The sequence below is a fragment of the Azospirillum sp. RU38E genome, from assembly GCF_900188385.1.
Classification (GTDB): domain Bacteria; phylum Pseudomonadota; class Alphaproteobacteria; order Azospirillales; family Azospirillaceae; genus Niveispirillum.
In genome coordinates, this window is record NZ_FZOI01000002.1 from 193,692 (window position 1) to 212,081 (window position 18,390).

Here is an 18,390-nt window from a genome sequence, read left to right on the forward strand (position 1 = left end):
GGCTCAGATGATCCCTGCGGCTTTCAGGCTGGCCAGCTTCTCGCCATTCAGGCCCAGAACGCCGGACAGGATTTCTTCCGTATGCTGGCCCAGTTCCGGGCCGGCATGAACAACGCCGCCCGGTGTATCCGACAGGCGGGGGGCGACATTCTGCATCGCCAGCTTGCCGAAGATCGGGTGGGCCACCTTGATGATGTTCTGGCGGGCCTGGAAATGCGGGTCGACCAGCATTTCCGGGGTGCGATAGATGCGGCCGGCCGGCACACCATGCTTTTCCATCAGCTCCAGCAGGGTGGCGCTGTCCACCGTGCGGGTCCAGTCGGCGATCAGGTCATCCAGTTCCTGCTGTACGGCACCACGGGCGGAATGGGTGGCGTAGCGCGGGTTGGTCGCCAGCTCCGGCTGGCCCATCGCCTCTGCCAGACGCTTGAACACGGTATCCTGGTTGGCGGCGATCAGGATCATCTGATCATCGCTGGCCGGATAGACGTTGGACGGCGCTACGTTCGGCAGAATCGGGCCAGTGCGTTCCCGGATATAGCCGGTCTGGTCATATTCGGTGATCAGGCTTTCCATCATCGCCAGCACGGCTTCATAGATGGCGCTGTCCACCACCTGGCCACGACCGGTGCGTTCACGGGCATGGATGGCCATCAAGGCACCCAGGGCCGCATAGGTGGCGGCCAGGCTGTCACCGATGGAAATGCCCATGCGCGACGGGGCGGTGGAGGGATCACCCACCACATAGCGCAGGCCGCCCATGGCTTCACCGATGGAACCATAGCCGGCCTGGCTGGAATAGGGACCGGTCTGGCCAAAGCCGGTGACGCGCACCATCACCAGCTTCGGGTTGATCTTGGACAGCACATCATAGCCCAGGCCCCAGCGCTCCATGGTGCCGGGACGGAAATTCTCGATCAGGATGTCGGACTTGGCCACCAGATCGCGCACGATATCCTGGGCCGCCTTTTCACGCAGGTTGAGCGTGACCGACTTCTTGTTGCGGGCCACCACCGGCCACCAGAGCGACTTGCCATGGGGCTTTTCCCGGCCCCATTCGCGCATCGGATCGCCCACGCCCGGCTGTTCCAGCTTGATCACTTCCGCGCCGAAATCGGCCAGCAGCTGACCGCAGAACGGGCCGGCCAGCAGCTGGCCCATCTCGATCACGCGCAGATCCGTCAGCGGACCCTGACGGGTGGCGACCTGACCTTCACCCAGGGTTTCAGTGGCCTTCTCGGTCACGGCGTTCTCCTCATTCAATGTATACATAATCAGAATGGGGCCGGTACAGTGCGCCGCGTGGCGAAAACCGGCCGTCAAGCGGGAGAATGCACCGAACATGACCAGGATACAAGGAATAAGCCGCCTTTCTGACCGTGGAGTGGTCGTGGATGAAATCGTCACGGTTTTCCGCTTGTCAGTCCATCATCCTCATGTTTGTATACATAAAGACAGGGCGGGGCCGACGCCTTTTGCGCGCCTCTGCCGGATTTTCCAAGGATAGGGACAGATGGCTGGTTCGATCGAAATCGTGGAAGTCAGCCCGCGCGACGGGCTGCAGAACGAAGCCGTGCTGGTCAGCACGGAAGCCAAGGTGGAACTGGTCAACCGGGCCATTGCCGCGGGTGTGCGCCGGATTGAGGTGACCAGCTTCGTCAACCCCAAGCGCGTACCGCAGATGGCCGATGCGGAGGCTGTGCTGTCCGCTCTGCCCAAGGATAAGGGTGTTTCCTATATTGGCTTGGCGCTGAACGGGCGCGGTTTTGACCGGGCGCTGGCGGCAGGCGCCTCGGAAGTCAATTATGTGCTGGTCGCCTCCGACACCTTCTCCACCCGCAATAATGGCGTGCCGACGCTGGACACGCTGACCGGCTGGGCCGAAGTGGCCGCCGCCGCGCGGGCCGCCAAAATCCCCACCAGCATCACCATCGGCGCTGCCTTTGGCTGCCCCTTTGAAGGGGAAGTGCCGGTCGAACGGGTGGTGGAAATCGCCAAGCGTGCTGCTGAGCACGGTACGGATGAAATCGCGCTGGCCGACACGATCGGCGTGGGCAGCCCGGCCGATGTGGTGGAACGCTTCACCGCCGTGGCCAAGGCCCTGCCGGGGATGCGGCTGCGGGCGCATTTCCACAATACCCGTAATACCGGTATCGCCAATGCCTATGCCGCCATCACGGCTGGCGTGACGGTGCTGGACAGCTCCCTGGGCGGGATCGGCGGCTGCCCCTTCGCACCCGCCGCCACCGGCAATATCCCGACCGAAGATCTGGTCTACATGCTGAACCGCATGAAGATCGAAACCGGCGTCGATCTGGTCACCGCCATTGAGGGGGCCAAGTGGCTGGAAGGGGTTCTGGGGCGGCAGAACCCGGCCATGCTGGGCCGGGCCGGCATCTTCCCGCCGGTGCCAAAGGCGGCCTGAACGGCCGTTCAACCGGCGCTTTAACCGCCTTGTGGCTGGCGGTTTCCGGGCGCTGCGCCGCCCGCAAATGAACGGGGCCTCATGCCCCTATGCGAACAAATCGCGTCGAACAGGAGAGAGTGATGGCTTACAGGCTGGGCGTGGATGTGGGGGGTACCTTCACCGACCTTCTGCTGATCGAGGATGAGACGGGTGAGACGTTCCGCGACAAGGTGCCGTCCACCCCGCACGACCCGTCGGTTGCCGTCGTCAATGGCACGCTGAAGATTTGTGCCAAGGCGAAGATCGATCCCAAGGATGTGCAGCTGTTCATGCACGGCACCACGGTGGCCACCAACACGGTGCTGACCAGCACCGGCGCCAAGGTGGGCTTGGTGACGACGGACGGGTACCGCCAGGTGCTGCACATTGCCCGTTCCTTCGTGCCGGGCGGTCTGGCTGGCTGGATCGTCTGGAACAAGCCACCGCTGACCGCCCCGCTGGAATCCACGGTGGAAGTGCCGGAGCGCATTGGCGCGGATGGCGCAATCGTCACCCCGCTGGATGAAGCCGCCTTGCGCACTGCCCTGGAAGGGCTGAAGAAGGAGGGGATTGAGGCGCTGACGATTTCCTTCATCAATGCCTATCGCAATGATGTACATGAAAAGCGCGCCGGTGAGATCGCCCGGGAAGTCTTCCCCGACCTTCCGATCTCGCTGTCCTCTGAAGTCCTGCCGGAAATGCAGGAATATGAGCGGGCGCTGACCACCGTTGCCAACTCCTATGTCCGTCCGCGCGTGGCCAACTATGTGCGCAACCTGAAGGCGGAGCTGAACAAGGCCGGCATGAACGGGCAGATGAACCTGCTGCGCTCCGATGCCGGTCTGATGAGCTTTGAGAAGGCGCAGGACCACCCGGTCAACCTGCTGATGAGCGGCCCCGCCGGCGGCGTGGCCGGTGCCATGTGGGTGTGCGGCAAGTCCGGTTTCGGCAATCTGCTGACCGTGGATGTCGGCGGCACCTCCACCGATGTGGCGCTGATTGAAAATGGCCAGCCGCGTCTGGCGCGTGAAACCGAATGCGGTGATCTGAAGGTCCGCGCCACCTCCCTGGATATCCGCACGGTGGGTGCCGGTGGCGGTTCCATCGCCTTCGTGCCGGAACTGACCAAGGCGCTGCGCGTCGGCCCGGCCTCTGCCGGTGCCGTTCCCGGCCCCGTCTGCTATTCCCGTGGCGGCGATAAGCCGACCGTGACCGATGCCAATGTGGTGCTGGGCTATCTGCCCGAAGAACTGCTGGGCGGGACCATGCGCCTGGACCGTCCGGCGGCGGCCGCCTCGGTGCAGGTCATCGCCGACACGCTGGGCATCAGTGTGCAGGAAGCCGCCAACGGTATTTATTCCATCGCCAATGAGACGATGATGGGTGCCCTGCGCCTGATCTCCGTCCAGCAGGGCTATGATCCACGTGATTTTGCGCTGGTGGCTTTTGGCGGTGCCGGCCCGCTGCACGCCAACGCGCTCGGCAAGCTACTGGGCAGCTGGCCGGTGATCGTGCCCCCCAGCCCCGGCGTGCTCTGCGCCTTTGGCGATGCCACCACCCGCCTGCGCGCCGAACGCGCCAAGTCTATCGGCAAGCCGTTCCCGGATGTCAGCAACCAAACCGTGGCCGATGTGCTGCGCGAGTTGCACGCAGCCGTTTCCAAGGAACTGCTGGCCGAGGGCGTGCCGGTGGCCGAGCAGGAAATCACTTTCGAAGCCGGCGTGCGCTACTCCGGTCAGGCCTTCGAGGTTTCCCTGCCGGTCACCCTGGATGGGTTCGAGGCTGCTGGCCTGGAAAATCTGGGTGCTGCCTTTGATAAGGAGCATGAGCGCCTGTTCACCTTCTGCCTGGAATCGGACCGCGAGCTGGTGACGGTGCGTGCCACGGCCCTGGGCAAGGCATCAGCCATCAAGCTGGAGAAGCTGCCGGAAGGTAATGGCGACCCGTCCGCCGCCAAGGTGCGCGACCATGCCATCTGGGCCGATGGCCAGGAACATCCGGCGGTCATCTATGATCGTGCCAAGCTGAAGGCGGGCGACCGCGTCATCGGCCCGGCCATCATCTGCGAGATGGACAGCACCACCGTGCTGCTGCCCGACCATGTGGCCGAGGTCGATCCCTATGGGCTGATCCTGATCCGCCCGCTCGCCGCCCAGTGATTTCCAGCTTCTGAAAAGGGGACAGACCCATGGTTGCCCAGATCATTCAGACCAACCCGACCCCGTTCCAGAAGATCGCCATCGACCCGATCACGCTGGACATTATTGAAAACGCCCTGCGCAACGCCCGCGCCGAGATGGATGCCACCCTGTTTCGCACGGCCATGTCGCCGGGCATCCGCGAACAGGGTGACGCTTTCCCGCTGATCGCCAACCATGAAGGCAAGATGGTTGTCGGCCAGTTCGGTTCCTTCCTGGGTGGCTTCCTGAAGAACTATAAGAACACGATTGAGGAAGGCGATGTCATCTGGCTGTCGGACCCGTACTCCGTCGAAGGGGCCATCAGCCATCTGAACGACTGGCTGATCATCCTGCCGGTGTTCCATGATGGGCGTCTGGTTGCCTGGACCTGTCATTTCGGCCACCAGACCGACGTGGGCGGCAAGGTGCCCGGCTCCCTGCCGACCGATGCCACCTCCATCTTCCAGGAAGGCATCCGCATCCCGCCGATCAAGCTGTACCGCAAGGGCGTGCTGAACGAGGATGTGCTGGAACTGGTGCTGAACAACACCCGCACCCGCGACTGGTGCCGGTCGGACCTGAACGCCATCATCGCGTCTTGCCGCATTGCCGGTCGCCGTATCGTGGAAATGTGCAAGCGTTTCCAGACCGATGTCTATATCTCTGCCGTGGATGAGCTGCTGGAGCGCAACAAGCGCGCCATGGCCAAGCTGATCGAAACCTCGATCAGCACGGAGAAGGTCAGCTTTGAAGATTATATCTGCGATGATGGTCGCGGCTTCGGTCCCTTCAAGCTGAAGGCCACCATGTGGCGTGAGGGGGAGAAGGTGATCCTGGACTGGGAAGGCACTTCGCCCCAGTCGGAAAGCTCGATCAATTTCTACCTGAATGAAAACATGCTGAAGATGTTCTTCGGCATTTACATGATCATGGTGTTCGACCCGCAGATCCTGTTCAACGATGGGTTCTATGATCTGGTTGAAACCCGCATCCCTGAAGGTTCCCTGCTGAAGCCGAAATACCCGGCGGCACTCTCCTGCCGTACCCATGGTATCGGCCGCGTGTTCGACGTGCTGGGGGCCCTGCTGGGCCAGCGCACGCCGGAATTCCTCAACGCTGCCGGCTTCTCCTCCTCCCCGCACCTGATGCTCTCGGGCACCTATCGCGGGTCGGGTAAGTACTACCAGCTGTTCCAGATCGGTTTCGGCGGCATCCCCGGCCGTCCTTTCGGCGACGGGCCGGATGGTCACTCCCTGTGGCCAAACTTTACCAATGTGCCGAACGAGTTTCTGGAAGCCTATTTCCCGCTGCGGATCGAACGGTATGAGACGATCCCCGACAGCGGCGGGCCGGGCCTGCACCGTGGCGGCAATGGGGTGCGCATCTCCTACCGCTTCCTGGAGCCCGGGGCCATCGCCATCCATGATGACCGCTGGTTCACCTATCCCTGGGGCGTGAATGGCGGTGAGCCGGGTTGGCGTTCCCGCCGCGTGCTGATCCGCGCCAATGGCGTGGAGGAAGTGCTGGCCGCCAAGATCGACGATATCCAGGTCCGCCCCGGCGACCTGCTGATCTTCGACACCTGGGGCGGCGGCGGCTGGGGCGACCCGCTGGCCCGCGATCCGGCGCTGGTGGCGACCGATGTGAAGCGCGGTCTGGTGACCCGGGACGGCGCCAAGCGTTATGGCGTTGTCATCGCCGCTGATGGTTCGGTGGATGCGGCCGCCACTGCGGCGCTGCGCGACGAACTGGCCACCAAGCGCGGTGAAATCGGCCTGTTCAATTTCGGCGGCACCATCGAAGAGCTGCGGGAGCGTTGCCTGACGGAAACTGGCCTGCCGGCGCCGAAGGATCCATCCCAGCAGAACAGTGTGCAGCTGGAGACGACGGCGGCCTGATCCCCGGTCGACACAGACTGATTCACAGCGAAAAAGCCCTACGAAACCCGGTTTCGCAGGGCTTTTTTATCGAGTTGATCATGGGGCCATCATCGGGCGGCGGCGTTCTCAGCCGCTAGAGCCGGGTGCGTTTAACCGGAAACGCACCCGGCTCTAAATTCTTGTTCAGCGAGCGGATTCACGCTCCAAAGCGAACCCGCTTTTCCGCGATCCGCTCTAAGCCTTTGCTGCAAAGGCAGCGCAGTATCAGAAAGTTTCATAGAAAATCATTTTCTTATTGAATTGTTTCTAATTTTCAACATATATTTTTTGTAGTACAACCGATAGAACAAAGCAGACACTGCCTTGGCGACAAACACAAGGACGGGATGGAAGTAGGGAGGGGCAAAGAAGCCGGGGAGGTTGCGTCCACCGGAGTAAATCTACCCCGGCATGTTGTAGAGGAGGCCACGCCTTAAGCGGGGTACTGACAGGACATCCCGAAATACGGACGTATTATGTATAACCCCTACTTCACGATATAGCGACATGGGCTGATGCCGATAGGTCATTCGGCAACCTATACAGAAAGATAGGTTAATCTTATGTGTAGCATCATAAGGGGTGTTTTTATGCAACCTTATGGTCCAGGCAACGATCACTCATGGGGACTTTCAGTATGCTGGGCCGCTTTACAAAAAACCGCGATCTTCCGACGGCGCGGATTGCAGCCTTGGATGCGCTGCGTGGCAATGTGATGGTTGCCGACCCCAATCTCGACATCATCTACATGAATCCGTCGGTCATGGCGCTGATGCAGGAGGCGGAGGCCGATCTGCGCAAGGAATTGCCGCATTTCCGCGCTGACCGTCTGATCGGCAGCAATATCGACGTGTTCCACAAGAACCCGGCGCATCAGCGCAAGATGCTGGCCGCACTGACCAAGCCCCATGCCGCCACCATCAGGGTCGGGAAATGGACCTTCGACCTGCTGGTGACCCCGCTTTCCGAAGCCGGGCGCCGCATCGGCTTCGTGGTGGAATGGTCCAATGCCCATGAACGGCTGTTGAACCTGGACTATGCCGCCCAGATGACCGCGATCAGCCGGTCGCAGGCCGTGATCCAGTTCAGTGTCGATGGCACCATCATCGATGCCAATGAGAATTTCCTCAAAGCCATGGGTTACCGGCTGGAGGAGATCAAGGGCAAGCATCACAATATCTTTGTGGAACCGGACTATAAGAACAGCCGGGAATATGAAGCGTTCTGGGAAGGGCTGCGCCGCGGCGAATATCGCGCGGCACAATTCAAGCGCCTGTCCAAGACCGGCAAGCCGGTATGGATTGAGGGTTCCTATAACCCGATCTTCGATGCCAATGGCAAAATAGCCAAGGTGGTGAAGTTTGCCACCGACATCACCGCGCAGGTGGAACTGCTGGGCAATCTGAAGTCCCTGATCGACAAGAATTTTGGCGAGATCAACAGCGAGATCGACCGCTCCATGAATGAGGCCGGCAATGCCAAGAAGGCGGCCGGGGACGCGTCGGAAAATGTGCAGGCGGTGGCGGCGGGGGCCGGCGAACTGGCCGCATCGGTGGATGAGATTGCCCGCTCCATGGTTCAGTCCCGCCATGCGGCCGACAGCGTGTTCGAACGCGCCCAGGCGGCGGAGGCCAGCACCCAGCGCCTGACCAATGCGGCCCAGGCAATGAATGGCATTGTCGCCCTGATCCAGAACATTGCCGGCCAAATCAACCTGCTGGCCCTGAATGCCACCATCGAGGCGGCACGGGCAGGGGAGGCGGGTCGCGGCTTTGCCGTTGTGGCGTCGGAGGTGAAAAACCTGGCCAACCAGGCCGCCCGTGCCACTGACCAGATTTCCAACGAAATCGATGGCATCCAGAGCACCTCTGGCGAAGTGGCCGGGGCCCTGGATGCGATCCGCGATGCGGTGAATTCGGTACGCGATCTGGTGACGACGACGGCATCCGCCGTGGAAGAGCAGAGTGCAGTGACGCGGGGCATGTCGGATAACATGCAGCGTGCGTCCAAAGCGGTCAGTACGGTCTCCACCAATGTGGTCGCCATCTCCGACGCGGTGCGCGAAGTCGCCCAGTCGGTGACTAAAACCAAGGAAGCAGCGGAAGTGCTGGTTCGCTGATAAAAAAGGGGCGCCCGATCGGGCGCCCCTTTTTACATGGCCATCATAACCAAGCCAGACGGTTCAGTTGAACGCCTTGAAGGTGATGATGGTGAACGTATCCTTGACCCCGGCCAGGGTCTGAATGCGTCCGGTGACGAAATGGCCGATATCGGCATCGTCAGCCAAGAAGCATTTCATCATCAGGTCATATTGGCCGGAGATGGAATGCACCTCTGAAACCTCTTCCACATCCTGGACGGCGCGGTCGGCCACGTCATAGGCGCGGCCGAGTTCGCATTTGACCTGGACGAAGATGGTTTGCATGGCTCAGACCTCTGCCACCGCTTCGATTGTGGTCGTGGGCAGGGAAACGCTGTCCTCCCCGCTCTCCACCACATCCAGCGGCAGGGATTCGGCCTGCTCCGCACCGGCCTTGCGCGGGCGGGCAACCCGCAGGATGAAGGCCGGCACATGGTCACCAAAGCCCAGCACCGGCACCAGATCATCATCACGATCATCGCGCCGCGGGCGACGGTCACGCCGGTCATCGCGGTCACGACGATCATCACGCTCCCGGCGCGGGGCTTCCGCCCGATCCGGACGACCCTCGCCGTTACGATCCAAGCGGTTATCGCCGTTGCGCTCTGGACGGCCTTCACTATGGCGGGCTTCGAAGCGGTCGCGGTTGCCCCGCTCGCGGCGCGGTTCACGTGACTCCGTCGTCGCCTCAACAGCAGCTGCCGGTGCCTCCACCGCCTCTTCCCGGGTGCGCCTGGCGCGCGGTTCCGGACGGCGTGTTTCTTCCTTGCGGCCACGGCCACGGCGGCGGCGCGGATCATCATCGAAGGACAACTCAGCCGTCTCAATCCCTTCGATGCTGAAACGCGGGATTTCCTGATTGATCAGCTTTTCAATGGCCTGCACCAGCTTGCCATCTTCCGGCACGGCGATGGTGAAGGCGCGACCGGTCTTGCCAGCACGGCCGGTGCGGCCGATACGGTGGACATAATCTTCCGAATGGTGCGGCGTGTCGAAATTGAACACGTGGCTGACATTGGAGATATCGATGCCGCGTGCCGCCACGTCAGAACAGACCAGCAGGTCGATGCTGCCATTCTTGAAGGCTTCCAGCGTTTCCATCCGCTTGGACTGCATCATGTCCCCATGCAGGGCACCGGCATTGAAGCCGTGCTTGGCCAGGGAACCATAGACGATGTCCACATCCTTCTTGCGGTTGCAGAAGATGAAGGCGTTCTTCACATCATCATTCTTCAGCAACTGGCGCAGCGCTTCGCGTTTGTCTTCCTCCTGCACCACCAGCAGATGCTGGGCCACCGTGGTGGCGGTGGAGGCGGGCGCGCTGACCGTCACCTCTTCCGGCTTGTCCAGGAACTTGTCGGCCAGCCGCTTGATTTCCGGCGGCATGGTGGCGCTGAAGAACAGAGTCTGACGCTTGCGCGGCAGCAGGCTGACGATGCGTTCGATATCGGGGATGAAGCCCATATCCAGCATACGGTCGGCTTCGTCGATCACCAGCACCTTGATATCGGTCAGCAGGATATTGCCGCGATCAAACAGGTCCATCATGCGGCCGGGCGTGGCGATCAGCACATCGACGCCGCGTTCCAGCTTTTTGATCTGGTCGCCGAACGACTCGCCGCCGATCAGCAGGGCCATGTTCAGCTTGTGATATTTGCCATACAGCTCAAAATTATCGGCCACCTGGGCGGCCAGTTCGCGCGTCGGCTCCAGGATCAGGGAGCGGGGCATCCGCGCCTTGGCGCGGCCACGGCCCAGAATATCAATCATGGGCAGGGTGAAGGACGCCGTCTTACCGGTGCCTGTTTGTGCACAACCCAGGACGTCACGCCCCTGCAATACCCAGGGAATCGCCTTCTCCTGGATCGGCGTCGGGTTCTTATACCCAACTTCATCAACAGCGCGGAGGACGTCGGGCCCGAGCCCCAGTTCCGAAAACAGCATTCGACCTTCGTCAGGCAGGTAAAACGACGTCGATCAAGACCGTGACGTCAGCGGCATGGATGGACGACCATATGGCCGAAGGAGGGCGCGTTTGCCATGCGCCAGCCGCCGACCAGACAAAACCACCGCGTCGCCGGCTTGGCCGGACTTTACGCATCAGCTAGGGTCGGCATCTTCGATAACAATTCCAGCCTTTAAGAGCAAGGATTTCGGGCGATGATGCACCCACCGCAGGACGCAAGGCTGCCCCTCCTTCTGTTGCCGGGCCTGCTGTGCGACCACGCGCTGTGGGCGCATCAGGTGGCGGCCTTGGCGGATATTGCCGACGCACAGGTGGCGGACCTGACCCAGGCGGACAGTGTGGCGGCAATGGCAACCCAGGTGCTGGTCACGGCCCCGGCGCGTTTTGCCCTGGCTGGCCTGTCCATGGGGGGCTATGTGGCGATGGAAATCATGCGCCGCGCGCCGGAACGGGTGCTGGGCCTGTGCCTGGTGGATACCACCGCTCGGCCGGATACGGATGAACAGCGCGAACGCCGTATGGCCCTGATCAAGCTGGCAAAAATGGGCAAGTTCAAGGGCGTCACCCCGCGCCTGCTGCCAGCATTGATCCACCCGGACCGGGCCAATGACCCGGCCGTGGCGGGGGTGGTGCTGGAGATGGCGGAGCGGGTGGGCCGCGATGCCTTTCTGCGCCAGCAGAGTGCCATTCTGGGCCGGATCGACAGCCGGCCCTTCCTGGACGCCATCCAGGTGCCCACGCTCTGCATCGTCGGGCGGGATGACGCGATCACTCCGCCTGACCGGCTGGAGGAAGTGGCGGCTGCCGTGCCCGGCGGTCGCTGCATGGTGCTGGACCATTGCGGCCATCTGGCCCCGCTCGAACAGCCCGACCAGACATCCGCGCTGATGCGCGCATGGCTGATCGGGCTGCGGAACACCAAGTGATTCGTTATCGGTAACGCTCCAGCCAGTGGGCATAGGGGGCGGGCAGGGTCCAGGCGGGCCTTTCCACGCCCAGCTGCTTTGCCGCCTCATAGGGCCAATGCGGGTTGGCCAGCAGCGGGCGGCCGATCATGGCGACGTCGATATAGCCTTCGCGGATCAGCCGGTCGGCCTGTTCCGCCGGGCCGATATTCCAGGTGCTGGAACCGGGCAGCCCGGTTTCCTGCAACACGCGGCGGGCCGTTTCCGCCAGCAGGGCGGGGCCCCACGGCACCTGCGCATCGGGCGTGGAAAAGCCCATGGAGACATCCAGGAAATCCAGCCCCTCCCGCTTGAAGCCCTTCACCAGCCCGATGGCCTCGGCCAATGTCTCCTCATCGCGTCCGTCAAATTCGATGACGCCGAACCGGGCTGTCAGGGGCAGGTTCTCCGGCCAGACTTTGCGCACGGCGGCCAGGGTTTCCAACAGGAAGCGGCCGCGATTTTCGGCACTGCCGCCATATTCATCCGTGCGCTGGTTGGCATGGACGGAGAAGAAGCTCTGCGCCAGATAGCCATGGGCGAAATGCAGCATCAGCCATTTGAAACCGGCATCGCGGGCGCGGATGGTGGCCGCCACGAAATCACCCTTCACCCGCTCGATATCGGCCTTGGTCATTTCCCGTGGTACGCGCGGCAGGCCCCTGCCAAAGGCGATGGCGGAGGGCGAGATGGTTTCCCAGCCGCGCGGATCATCGACGGGGATATGGTCATCGCCTTCCCAAGGCCTGTTGGCGCTGGCCTTGCGTCCGGCATGGCCGATCTGGATGCCGGGCACCGCCCCGGCCTTCACAATCGCGGCGACGATCGGTTCCAGGGCCGCCGCCTGATCATCATTCCACAGGCCCAGGCAGCCGGGGGAAATGCGGCCATCCGCCGACACGCCCGTTGCCTCCACCACCACCAGCCCGGCACCACCGCGCGCCAGCGTGGCCAGATGCACGGCGTGCCAGTCATTGGCGACCCCATCGGTCGCGCTATATTGGCACATCGGCGACGCCGCGATGCGGTTGCGCAGGGTGACATCCTTCAGGCTGAACGGATCAAACAAGGTGGGCATATCGACAATCTCCAATGGGGACGCTCACGTCCTTCGATGGTTCGTTTGTACGATATTATTCGAACAATGGCAATAGCGCCTTTTCGGTGCTAGGATGCCTGCATCATGCGAAGCTACAAGCACCCCGCCATCGAGGATGTCCGGCCGGAGGACTTCTTCCACGCGCTCAGCGATCCGGTCCGTCTGGAGATCATTCGCCATCTGGCGCGGGAGCAGGAGGCAAGCTGCGCCGCGTTGGATGGTGGGCGGCCGAAATCCAGCATGTCGCACCATTTCCGCGTATTGCGGGAGGCAGGGCTGGTCTATACCAAGCCCGCTGGGGTGACGCATATGAACTCCCTGCGGCGGGAGGAGCTGGAGCGCCGCTTTCCGGGCCTGCTGAATGCCGTGCTCGCCGCCATCGGGTGAGATTGGCGGGGGGCTGAAAAACAGAAAGCCCGCCATGAGTGCGATTGCCACAGGGGAGTGCTGCGGCGATCACCATGGCGGGCTTTGGGGTCAGTTGCGGCACAGCACCGGAACCGGCGGGCGCAGACCCCGAAAGGCGTGGATCAGGGGGTGATGGTCACCGTCACGCTGGTCGGCTGCAGATTCCAGCCGCGCAGGGCGATGGACGGTGTCCCTTTGGCGGCTTCGGCGGGATAGGTCACCTCCACATCCCGGCTTTCACCCGCCAGCAGGGAGACATAATTCTCGCTGATATAGGCGGGCAGGATACGGCTGCCATCCGGGTTCAACGGCGTCAGCTTCGTCAGGATGGCGGGGACGGAAGTGCTGTTGGTCAGCCGCAGGCGCAGCTTCACCTCGCCTCCCTGTTTCTGACCGCTGCCAGTGATGGAGACGGCGGCGGCGGGCAGGCTGTTCAGCTTCTGGTTCGCCGCCGCATCCTTGGCCACCCAATAGAAGTTACGCGACAGCACGGCACCGGTCTTGTCCGCCAGTTCCAGGGTCACCAGCACCAGCCCCTGGGCCTCCAGGTGCGGGGCCAGGTCCAGCCCGAACGGGTGGGAAACACTGCCCGCCGCAGCATCCAGCGCCTGACGCTTTTCCGCCAGTGGCTGGTTGGCCAGGGTCCAGACCTTGGCCGTGACAGACAACCCCGCCCGGGCTTGGCGGCTATTATTGATAACGCTGATGCCATGGTCGGGCAGGTTCATCTGCACATGCACCGGTTCCGCCGCCTTCTGCATTCCATAGAAGGCGCCATGGGTATCGTAATCATGGCTTAAAATCTGCCACATGGTGCTGGGCCAGGCCGGCTGGGTCATCCACAGCATCCGGCCGGAATTCTTCTGCCACAGATGGGCATTCATGCCTTCAAAGATGGCGCGATAGCCTTCGTAATTCAGCATCTGCGCCTTGCGGTCAAAGTCGTCCAGGCTGCTGGCCGGGCCGAACTTGGTTGCAATGGCGTCCATGAAGCTTTTCACATCGCCATTACCGCTCTGATGCCAGTCATGATAGGCCCAATTGTCGCTGATCGGCCATTGCTCGCTGGCCGGCACAGCCGCCTTGAACGCCTCCGCCGTGGGGAAGGAGGGGGTGCCGACCTCCACCGAGAAGCCTTGCGCGTGGTCGGTGAAATAGCTTTCCGGCTCGCGGTAATTATAGGGGCCGGAGCCGGCCAGATTGATCCGGTTCGATGAGCCCATATAGTGCCGCGTGCCATCCTCGGCCTGCAGCATATCGTCCAACGCCTCGTTCAGCACCGGTTGGGGCACACCCTCATTGCGCCCGAACCAGAGCACGATGGACGGATGGTTGCGGTAGCGGCGTACCGTATCGGCCGCATTCGCCATGAAGAGCGGCACATCCTGCGGCTCCAACTGATAATCCTGGGTGGAGGCCCAGAAATCATTCAGCACCATCAGCCCATACTCATCGGCCAGTTCGAAGAATTCCTCCTCCGTATTCTGGCCGACCCAATTGCGGATGACATTGACATGGGCATCACGGTGCAGCCGGAAATAGGGTTCCAGCCGCTTCTTGTCGATGCGCTTGCGCCAATCCTCCGTGCCCCAATTGCCGCCCTTGGCGGCAATGCGCACGCCATTGACCTTGATCACCAGATGCGGCGACAGTTCCGCCGCCTCCACCGGCTTTACGGCAGGCGAGTTTTCCGCCCCCGGCCGCAGCGACATGGCCCAGCCATCGGGCACTTTGCGGATGCCCTCATGACTGCTGTCGACCAGCCGTTCGCCCCGCGCCTTGGCCTTGGTCAGGTTGACCTCAACCCGGCGCAGGTCGCCCTTCTGGTCCATCAAGGACAGTTCATAGGTCACCTGTCGAATGCCGAAACGCACATCCTGGCTGTCCGACGTCGCCCCATTGGCGGCGACTGTCAGTTTCAGATCATGCAACGCCGGTTCCCCATAGCCGTTGGGCCACCAGAGCCTGGGGTTTTTCACCAACAGTTGCGGGAATTCCGCCGGCGTCAGGCTGATGCTGCCGGCGCCGGGCGGCAAGGTTGCCTGCTTGGTGACGCTGATCCCGTCGAAGCTGGCCGTCACTGTGGCCTGCACGGGCTGGGCGGAAAGGTTTTCCACCGGCACATAGATATCAATCAGGGCGCGGGAATTGTCCGCATCGGGCAGGGCGGTGACCACCTGTGTGTCGCCGATGCGCACATCGCCCGTGGCGATCAGCTTCACATCCTGCCACAGGCCGGTATTGCGATCACGGACCGAGGGGATCCAATCCCAGCCTTCCGACGCCACAAAGGTCGGCCCGTCCAGGGCCTGCATCCCGCCATTTTCCCCCACGCCGGAGGTCAGCGATTCCTCATGCGGGATGCCGGGATGGCTGGGCGGTGACACCTTGATCGCCAGGGCATTCTTCTGCCCCGGCTTGGCCAGCCCGGTGACATCGAAGCGGCCGCGGATGAAGGCGCCCTTCATCTCGCCCAGCTTGGCCCCGTTCAGCCAAACCTCGGCCTTGTAATTCACGCCCTTCAGCAGGATTTGCAGATGTTTGCCGGCCTGATCGGCCGGCACTTCAAATTCCGTGCGGTACCAGTAATCCTGTTTGTTCAGGCTTTCCGGGATGGCGAGATTGTTCAGCCCATAATCCGGATCGGGATAGACCCCGCGATCCACCAGCGTGGTCAGCACCGTGCCGGGCACGGTGGCGACAATCCAGTTGCGGGCGTCAAAACCGGGCTGCGACAGGGCGGCACCCGGGGCGGCCACCTTCGGCGCTTCCGCCAGCCGCCAGGAACCCAGCACCCATTCCCCCGCGCCATCCGGGCGCAGGGCAGGGGTTTCCACCAAGGGCTTGGCGACAGGCTTGCTGAAATCCACCTGCTGCCGGGGCCGCGTCCACGGGTCTTGCGGGCGCAATTGGCCATATTGCTGACGCACCTGCACCGGCCAGACGGGGGCACCGGATTCGAAGTTGGTCAGCGCATTGGTGGGTGCCCTGGCGGCAACTGCCTTGATATCCGCCGCCGCCAGGGCACGCGGCAGGCTGGTGAAGCCGGCCACCCGGCCGGCGAAAGGTGGATTCGTCGACCCGATGAAGGGCACCATTTTTGAACGACGCGGCGCCAGCGATAACAGGGGCAGGGCCGCCGCAGAGGTGGCTGTTGTTTTCGCCACCTCCACCCCATCGACATAAAGTCGCGCGGTGCCATCGGCGAAGCTGGCGGCCAGGGCCACCCATTGCCCGGCCTTCAATGCTTTGCCGCCGCTGATCAGCTTGCCATCCAGCAGCAGGGCCGGTTTGCCATTCTCCAGGGCCAGGAACCGGCCTGGTGCCCGCCCGTCGGCGGCAGGCAGGCCGCCCACCAGGGCTACACCGCTGTCAGCGCTGTCAATCTGCACCCAGCCCTGTAGAGTCCAGGGGGAACCGGCGGGAATCGCCGGCCCCAAGGTCGGCTTTTCCTCCAGTACCGGTTTCGTCAACCCATCGCCACCACGGGGAAATTCTGCATCGAACGGACCGAAGCTGCCAGGACCGAAGGCGCCGGTCCCGCCCAGCCCCTGATGGGACTGCGCCATGGCCGAAACAGCGGTAAGCGCTGTCAATGAGGCAAAAAGAGAAGCGCGGAAAAGCCGGCTGGCAACCTTACTCATCGACGTTCCTTCCCGGAGGCGACAGCCTTGCCGGCTGTCCTTCATGATGGTGGGACAACTGCCTTGCCCCCTCTTTATCGGGAAATTTTGTGACAGGAACCATCACCGGGTCAATAAATAAAACGTCTTTCTGAAATGGCTTGTGCGGTTGGCTCACCCCGCCATGCCCATAGAATAAGCATTTGCCTCCGGTCACTGCTGAAATCCGCGGCGTTGCGGGGTGTGCTGTACGGGAAAGCGCCGTTTTCGCCTTGGCACGGCCCTTGCGAAGTAAGCCCCGAATGGTGGCTAGGGTTCCGGTCCCTGATGCAGGAGATGTCTGGTCCGAGAGCTGCCGCCCGATCCCGCCTGGATGACAGGCCCGGTCGGGTACACGGCGGGACAAAAGCCCGGGAGATCGAGGAGGGTTGGCTATAACCTCCGTTCGGTCTCGCCAACCCCCCAGAGATGGTTTGGAACCAGAAGGGGTTGGATGATGACGACGCGCCGCTTCCTTGCAAAGATCACCGCCGGTTTTGTTGCCGCCACCATGTTGGCGGGCAGTTTCACCCTGCCGGCCATGGCCGCGCCGAAGAAGGAATTCAAGCTCGCCTGGTCCATCTATGTGGGCTGGATGCCGTGGCAGTACGCGGCCGAACAGGGCATCGTGAAGAAATGGGCCGACAAGTACGGCATCAAGATCGATGTGGTGCAGTTCAACGATTATGTTGAAAGCGTCAACCAGTACACCGCTGGTGCCTTTGACGCGGTGACCGTCACCAATATGGATGCTTTGTCCATCCCCGCTGCCGGTGGCGTGGACAGCACCGCCGTGATCGTCGGCGATTTCTCCAACGGCAATGATGCCGTGATCCTGAAGGGCAAGGACAAGCTGGCCGATATCAAGGGCCAGAAGGTCAATCTGGTGGAATTCTCCGTCTCCCACTATCTGCTGGCCCGCGCGCTGGAAAGTGTGAAGATGACAGAGGCCAAGGATATCAAGGTGGTTTCCACCTCTGACGCCGATCTGGTGGCCGCCTGGTCCACGCCGGACGTGACGGCGGTTGTCACCTGGAACCCGCTGGTGGCGGAAATCCTGAAATCCCCGGACGCCAAGAAGGTGTTCGACAGCAGCCAGATTCCGGGGGAGATCATTGATCTGGCCGTCGCCAACAGCGCGGTGCTGAAGGACAACCCCGATTTCGGCAAGGCGCTGGCTGGTATCTGGTATGAAACCATGGCGCTGATGTCCGCCAAGGATGCGGCAGGTACGGCCGCCCGTACTGCCATGGGCAAGGCATCGGGCAGCGATCTGGCCGGGTACGAGGCGCAGTTGGCCAATACCCGCATGTTCTTCAAGTCCGACGAGGCGCTGGCCTTTGTGCGCGGGCCGGAGCCGAAGGCGACGATGAAGAAGGTGGCGGGCTTCCTGTTCGATCACGGCCTGCTGGGCAATGGCGCGCCGTCGGCGGAAGCCGTGGGCATCGCCTTTCCCGATGGCAGCATCTATGGCGACGCCAAGAACGTGAAGTTCCGCTTCACGGACAGCTTCATGGCCGCTGCGGCGGAAGGGAAGCTGTAAGGGGGGGGAGGTTTCTGCCCTCTGCCCGTCATCCCGGCGAAAGCCGGGACCCAGGGTCACAAAATCAACCGTCAATACAGTAT

The 18,390-nt window shown here is 62.4% G+C and carries 12 protein-coding genes and 1 riboswitch; of the genes, 7 read left to right on the forward strand and 5 right to left on the reverse strand.

Annotated elements, in window-relative coordinates; translation table 11 throughout:
* Positions 1-3: 3 nt before the first annotated feature.
* Positions 4-1,245, reverse strand: coding sequence for a CaiB/BaiF CoA-transferase family protein (locus tag CHB97_RS06130; protein WP_200819838.1), 1,242 nt, complete (start codon positions 1,243-1,245; stop codon positions 4-6).
* Positions 1,246-1,513: 268 nt separating this feature from the next.
* Here CHB97_RS06130 and CHB97_RS06135 point away from each other — a divergent pair, with 268 nt between their 5' ends.
* The 4 genes from CHB97_RS06135 (at position 1,514) to CHB97_RS06150 (ending at position 8,664) form a co-directional block, all read left to right on the forward strand.
* Positions 1,514-2,425: a hydroxymethylglutaryl-CoA lyase gene (locus CHB97_RS06135; protein WP_089287081.1), complete on the forward strand. Its 912-nt coding sequence runs from the start codon at positions 1,514-1,516 to the stop codon at positions 2,423-2,425.
* Positions 2,426-2,547: 122 nt separating this feature from the next.
* On the forward strand, positions 2,548-4,605 hold the full coding sequence (locus tag CHB97_RS06140; protein WP_089287082.1) for a hydantoinase/oxoprolinase family protein: 2,058 nt from the start codon (positions 2,548-2,550) through the stop codon (positions 4,603-4,605).
* Positions 4,606-4,634: 29 nt separating this feature from the next.
* Positions 4,635-6,524: a hydantoinase B/oxoprolinase family protein gene (locus CHB97_RS06145; RefSeq protein ID WP_089287083.1), complete on the forward strand. Its 1,890-nt coding sequence runs from the start codon at positions 4,635-4,637 to the stop codon at positions 6,522-6,524.
* 712 nt (positions 6,525-7,236) lie between these two features.
* Positions 7,237-8,664: a PAS domain-containing methyl-accepting chemotaxis protein gene (locus tag CHB97_RS06150; RefSeq protein ID WP_244559425.1), complete on the forward strand. Its 1,428-nt coding sequence runs from the start codon at positions 7,237-7,239 to the stop codon at positions 8,662-8,664.
* Between the two features lie 63 nt (positions 8,665-8,727).
* On the opposite strand, the gene CHB97_RS06155 is transcribed toward CHB97_RS06150, so the two are convergent.
* On the reverse strand, positions 8,728-8,970 hold the full coding sequence (locus CHB97_RS06155) for an Lrp/AsnC ligand binding domain-containing protein (RefSeq protein ID WP_089287085.1): 243 nt from the start codon (positions 8,968-8,970) through the stop codon (positions 8,728-8,730).
* A gap of 3 nt (positions 8,971-8,973) precedes the next feature.
* Positions 8,974-10,629: a DEAD/DEAH box helicase gene (locus tag CHB97_RS06160; protein ID WP_089287086.1), complete on the reverse strand. Its 1,656-nt coding sequence runs from the start codon at positions 10,627-10,629 to the stop codon at positions 8,974-8,976.
* 216 nt (positions 10,630-10,845) lie between these two features.
* Between CHB97_RS06160 and CHB97_RS06165 the strand changes: the two genes are divergently transcribed.
* On the forward strand, positions 10,846-11,577 hold the full coding sequence (locus tag CHB97_RS06165) for an alpha/beta fold hydrolase (protein ID WP_244559426.1): 732 nt from the start codon (positions 10,846-10,848) through the stop codon (positions 11,575-11,577).
* Between the two features lie 4 nt (positions 11,578-11,581).
* Here CHB97_RS06165 and CHB97_RS06170 read toward each other — a convergent pair whose 3' ends face one another.
* Positions 11,582-12,673, reverse strand: a complete 1,092-nt coding sequence (locus CHB97_RS06170) for an NADH:flavin oxidoreductase/NADH oxidase (RefSeq protein WP_089287087.1) — start codon at positions 12,671-12,673, stop codon at positions 11,582-11,584.
* Positions 12,674-12,778: 105 nt separating this feature from the next.
* On the opposite strand from CHB97_RS06170, the gene CHB97_RS06175 reads away from it, so the two are divergent.
* Entirely contained in the window at positions 12,779-13,081 is a 303-nt protein-coding gene (locus tag CHB97_RS06175; protein WP_089287088.1) for a helix-turn-helix transcriptional regulator, read from the forward strand.
* 143 nt (positions 13,082-13,224) lie between these two features.
* Here the strand turns inward: CHB97_RS06175 and CHB97_RS06180 are convergent, their stop codons facing one another.
* Positions 13,225-16,671, reverse strand: a complete 3,447-nt coding sequence (locus CHB97_RS06180) for a LamG-like jellyroll fold domain-containing protein (RefSeq protein WP_244559427.1) — start codon at positions 16,669-16,671, stop codon at positions 13,225-13,227.
* 352 nt (positions 16,672-17,023) lie between these two features.
* Positions 17,024-17,144: riboswitch (guanidine-I (ykkC/yxkD leader) on the forward strand.
* A 74-nt stretch (positions 17,145-17,218) separates the two neighbouring features.
* Between CHB97_RS06180 and CHB97_RS06185 the strand changes: the two genes are divergently transcribed.
* A complete protein-coding gene (locus CHB97_RS06185) occupies positions 17,219-18,307 on the forward strand; it encodes a putative urea ABC transporter substrate-binding protein (protein WP_200819839.1) in 1,089 nt (362 codons plus the stop codon).
* Positions 18,308-18,390 lie beyond the last annotated feature (83 nt).

Coding starts and splice junctions, on each gene's coding strand:
- CHB97_RS06175 (WP_089287088.1), top strand. CDS start 12,779: ATGCGAAGCTACAAGCACCCCGCCATCGAGGATGTCCGGCCGGAGGAC.
- CHB97_RS06170 (WP_089287087.1), bottom strand. CDS start 12,673: ATGCCCACCTTGTTTGATCCGTTCAGCCTGAAGGATGTCACCCTGCGC.
- CHB97_RS06155 (WP_089287085.1), bottom strand. CDS start 8,970: ATGCAAACCATCTTCGTCCAGGTCAAATGCGAACTCGGCCGCGCCTAT.
- CHB97_RS06135 (WP_089287081.1), top strand. CDS start 1,514: ATGGCTGGTTCGATCGAAATCGTGGAAGTCAGCCCGCGCGACGGGCTG.
- CHB97_RS06145 (WP_089287083.1), top strand. CDS start 4,635: ATGGTTGCCCAGATCATTCAGACCAACCCGACCCCGTTCCAGAAGATC.
- CHB97_RS06180 (WP_244559427.1), bottom strand. CDS start 16,671: ATGGCGCAGTCCCATCAGGGGCTGGGCGGGACCGGCGCCTTCGGTCCT.
- CHB97_RS06165 (WP_244559426.1), top strand. CDS start 10,846: ATGATGCACCCACCGCAGGACGCAAGGCTGCCCCTCCTTCTGTTGCCG.
- CHB97_RS06185 (WP_200819839.1), top strand. CDS start 17,219: ATGATGACGACGCGCCGCTTCCTTGCAAAGATCACCGCCGGTTTTGTT.
- CHB97_RS06160 (WP_089287086.1), bottom strand. CDS start 10,629: ATGCTGTTTTCGGAACTGGGGCTCGGGCCCGACGTCCTCCGCGCTGTT.
- CHB97_RS06140 (WP_089287082.1), top strand. CDS start 2,548: ATGGCTTACAGGCTGGGCGTGGATGTGGGGGGTACCTTCACCGACCTT.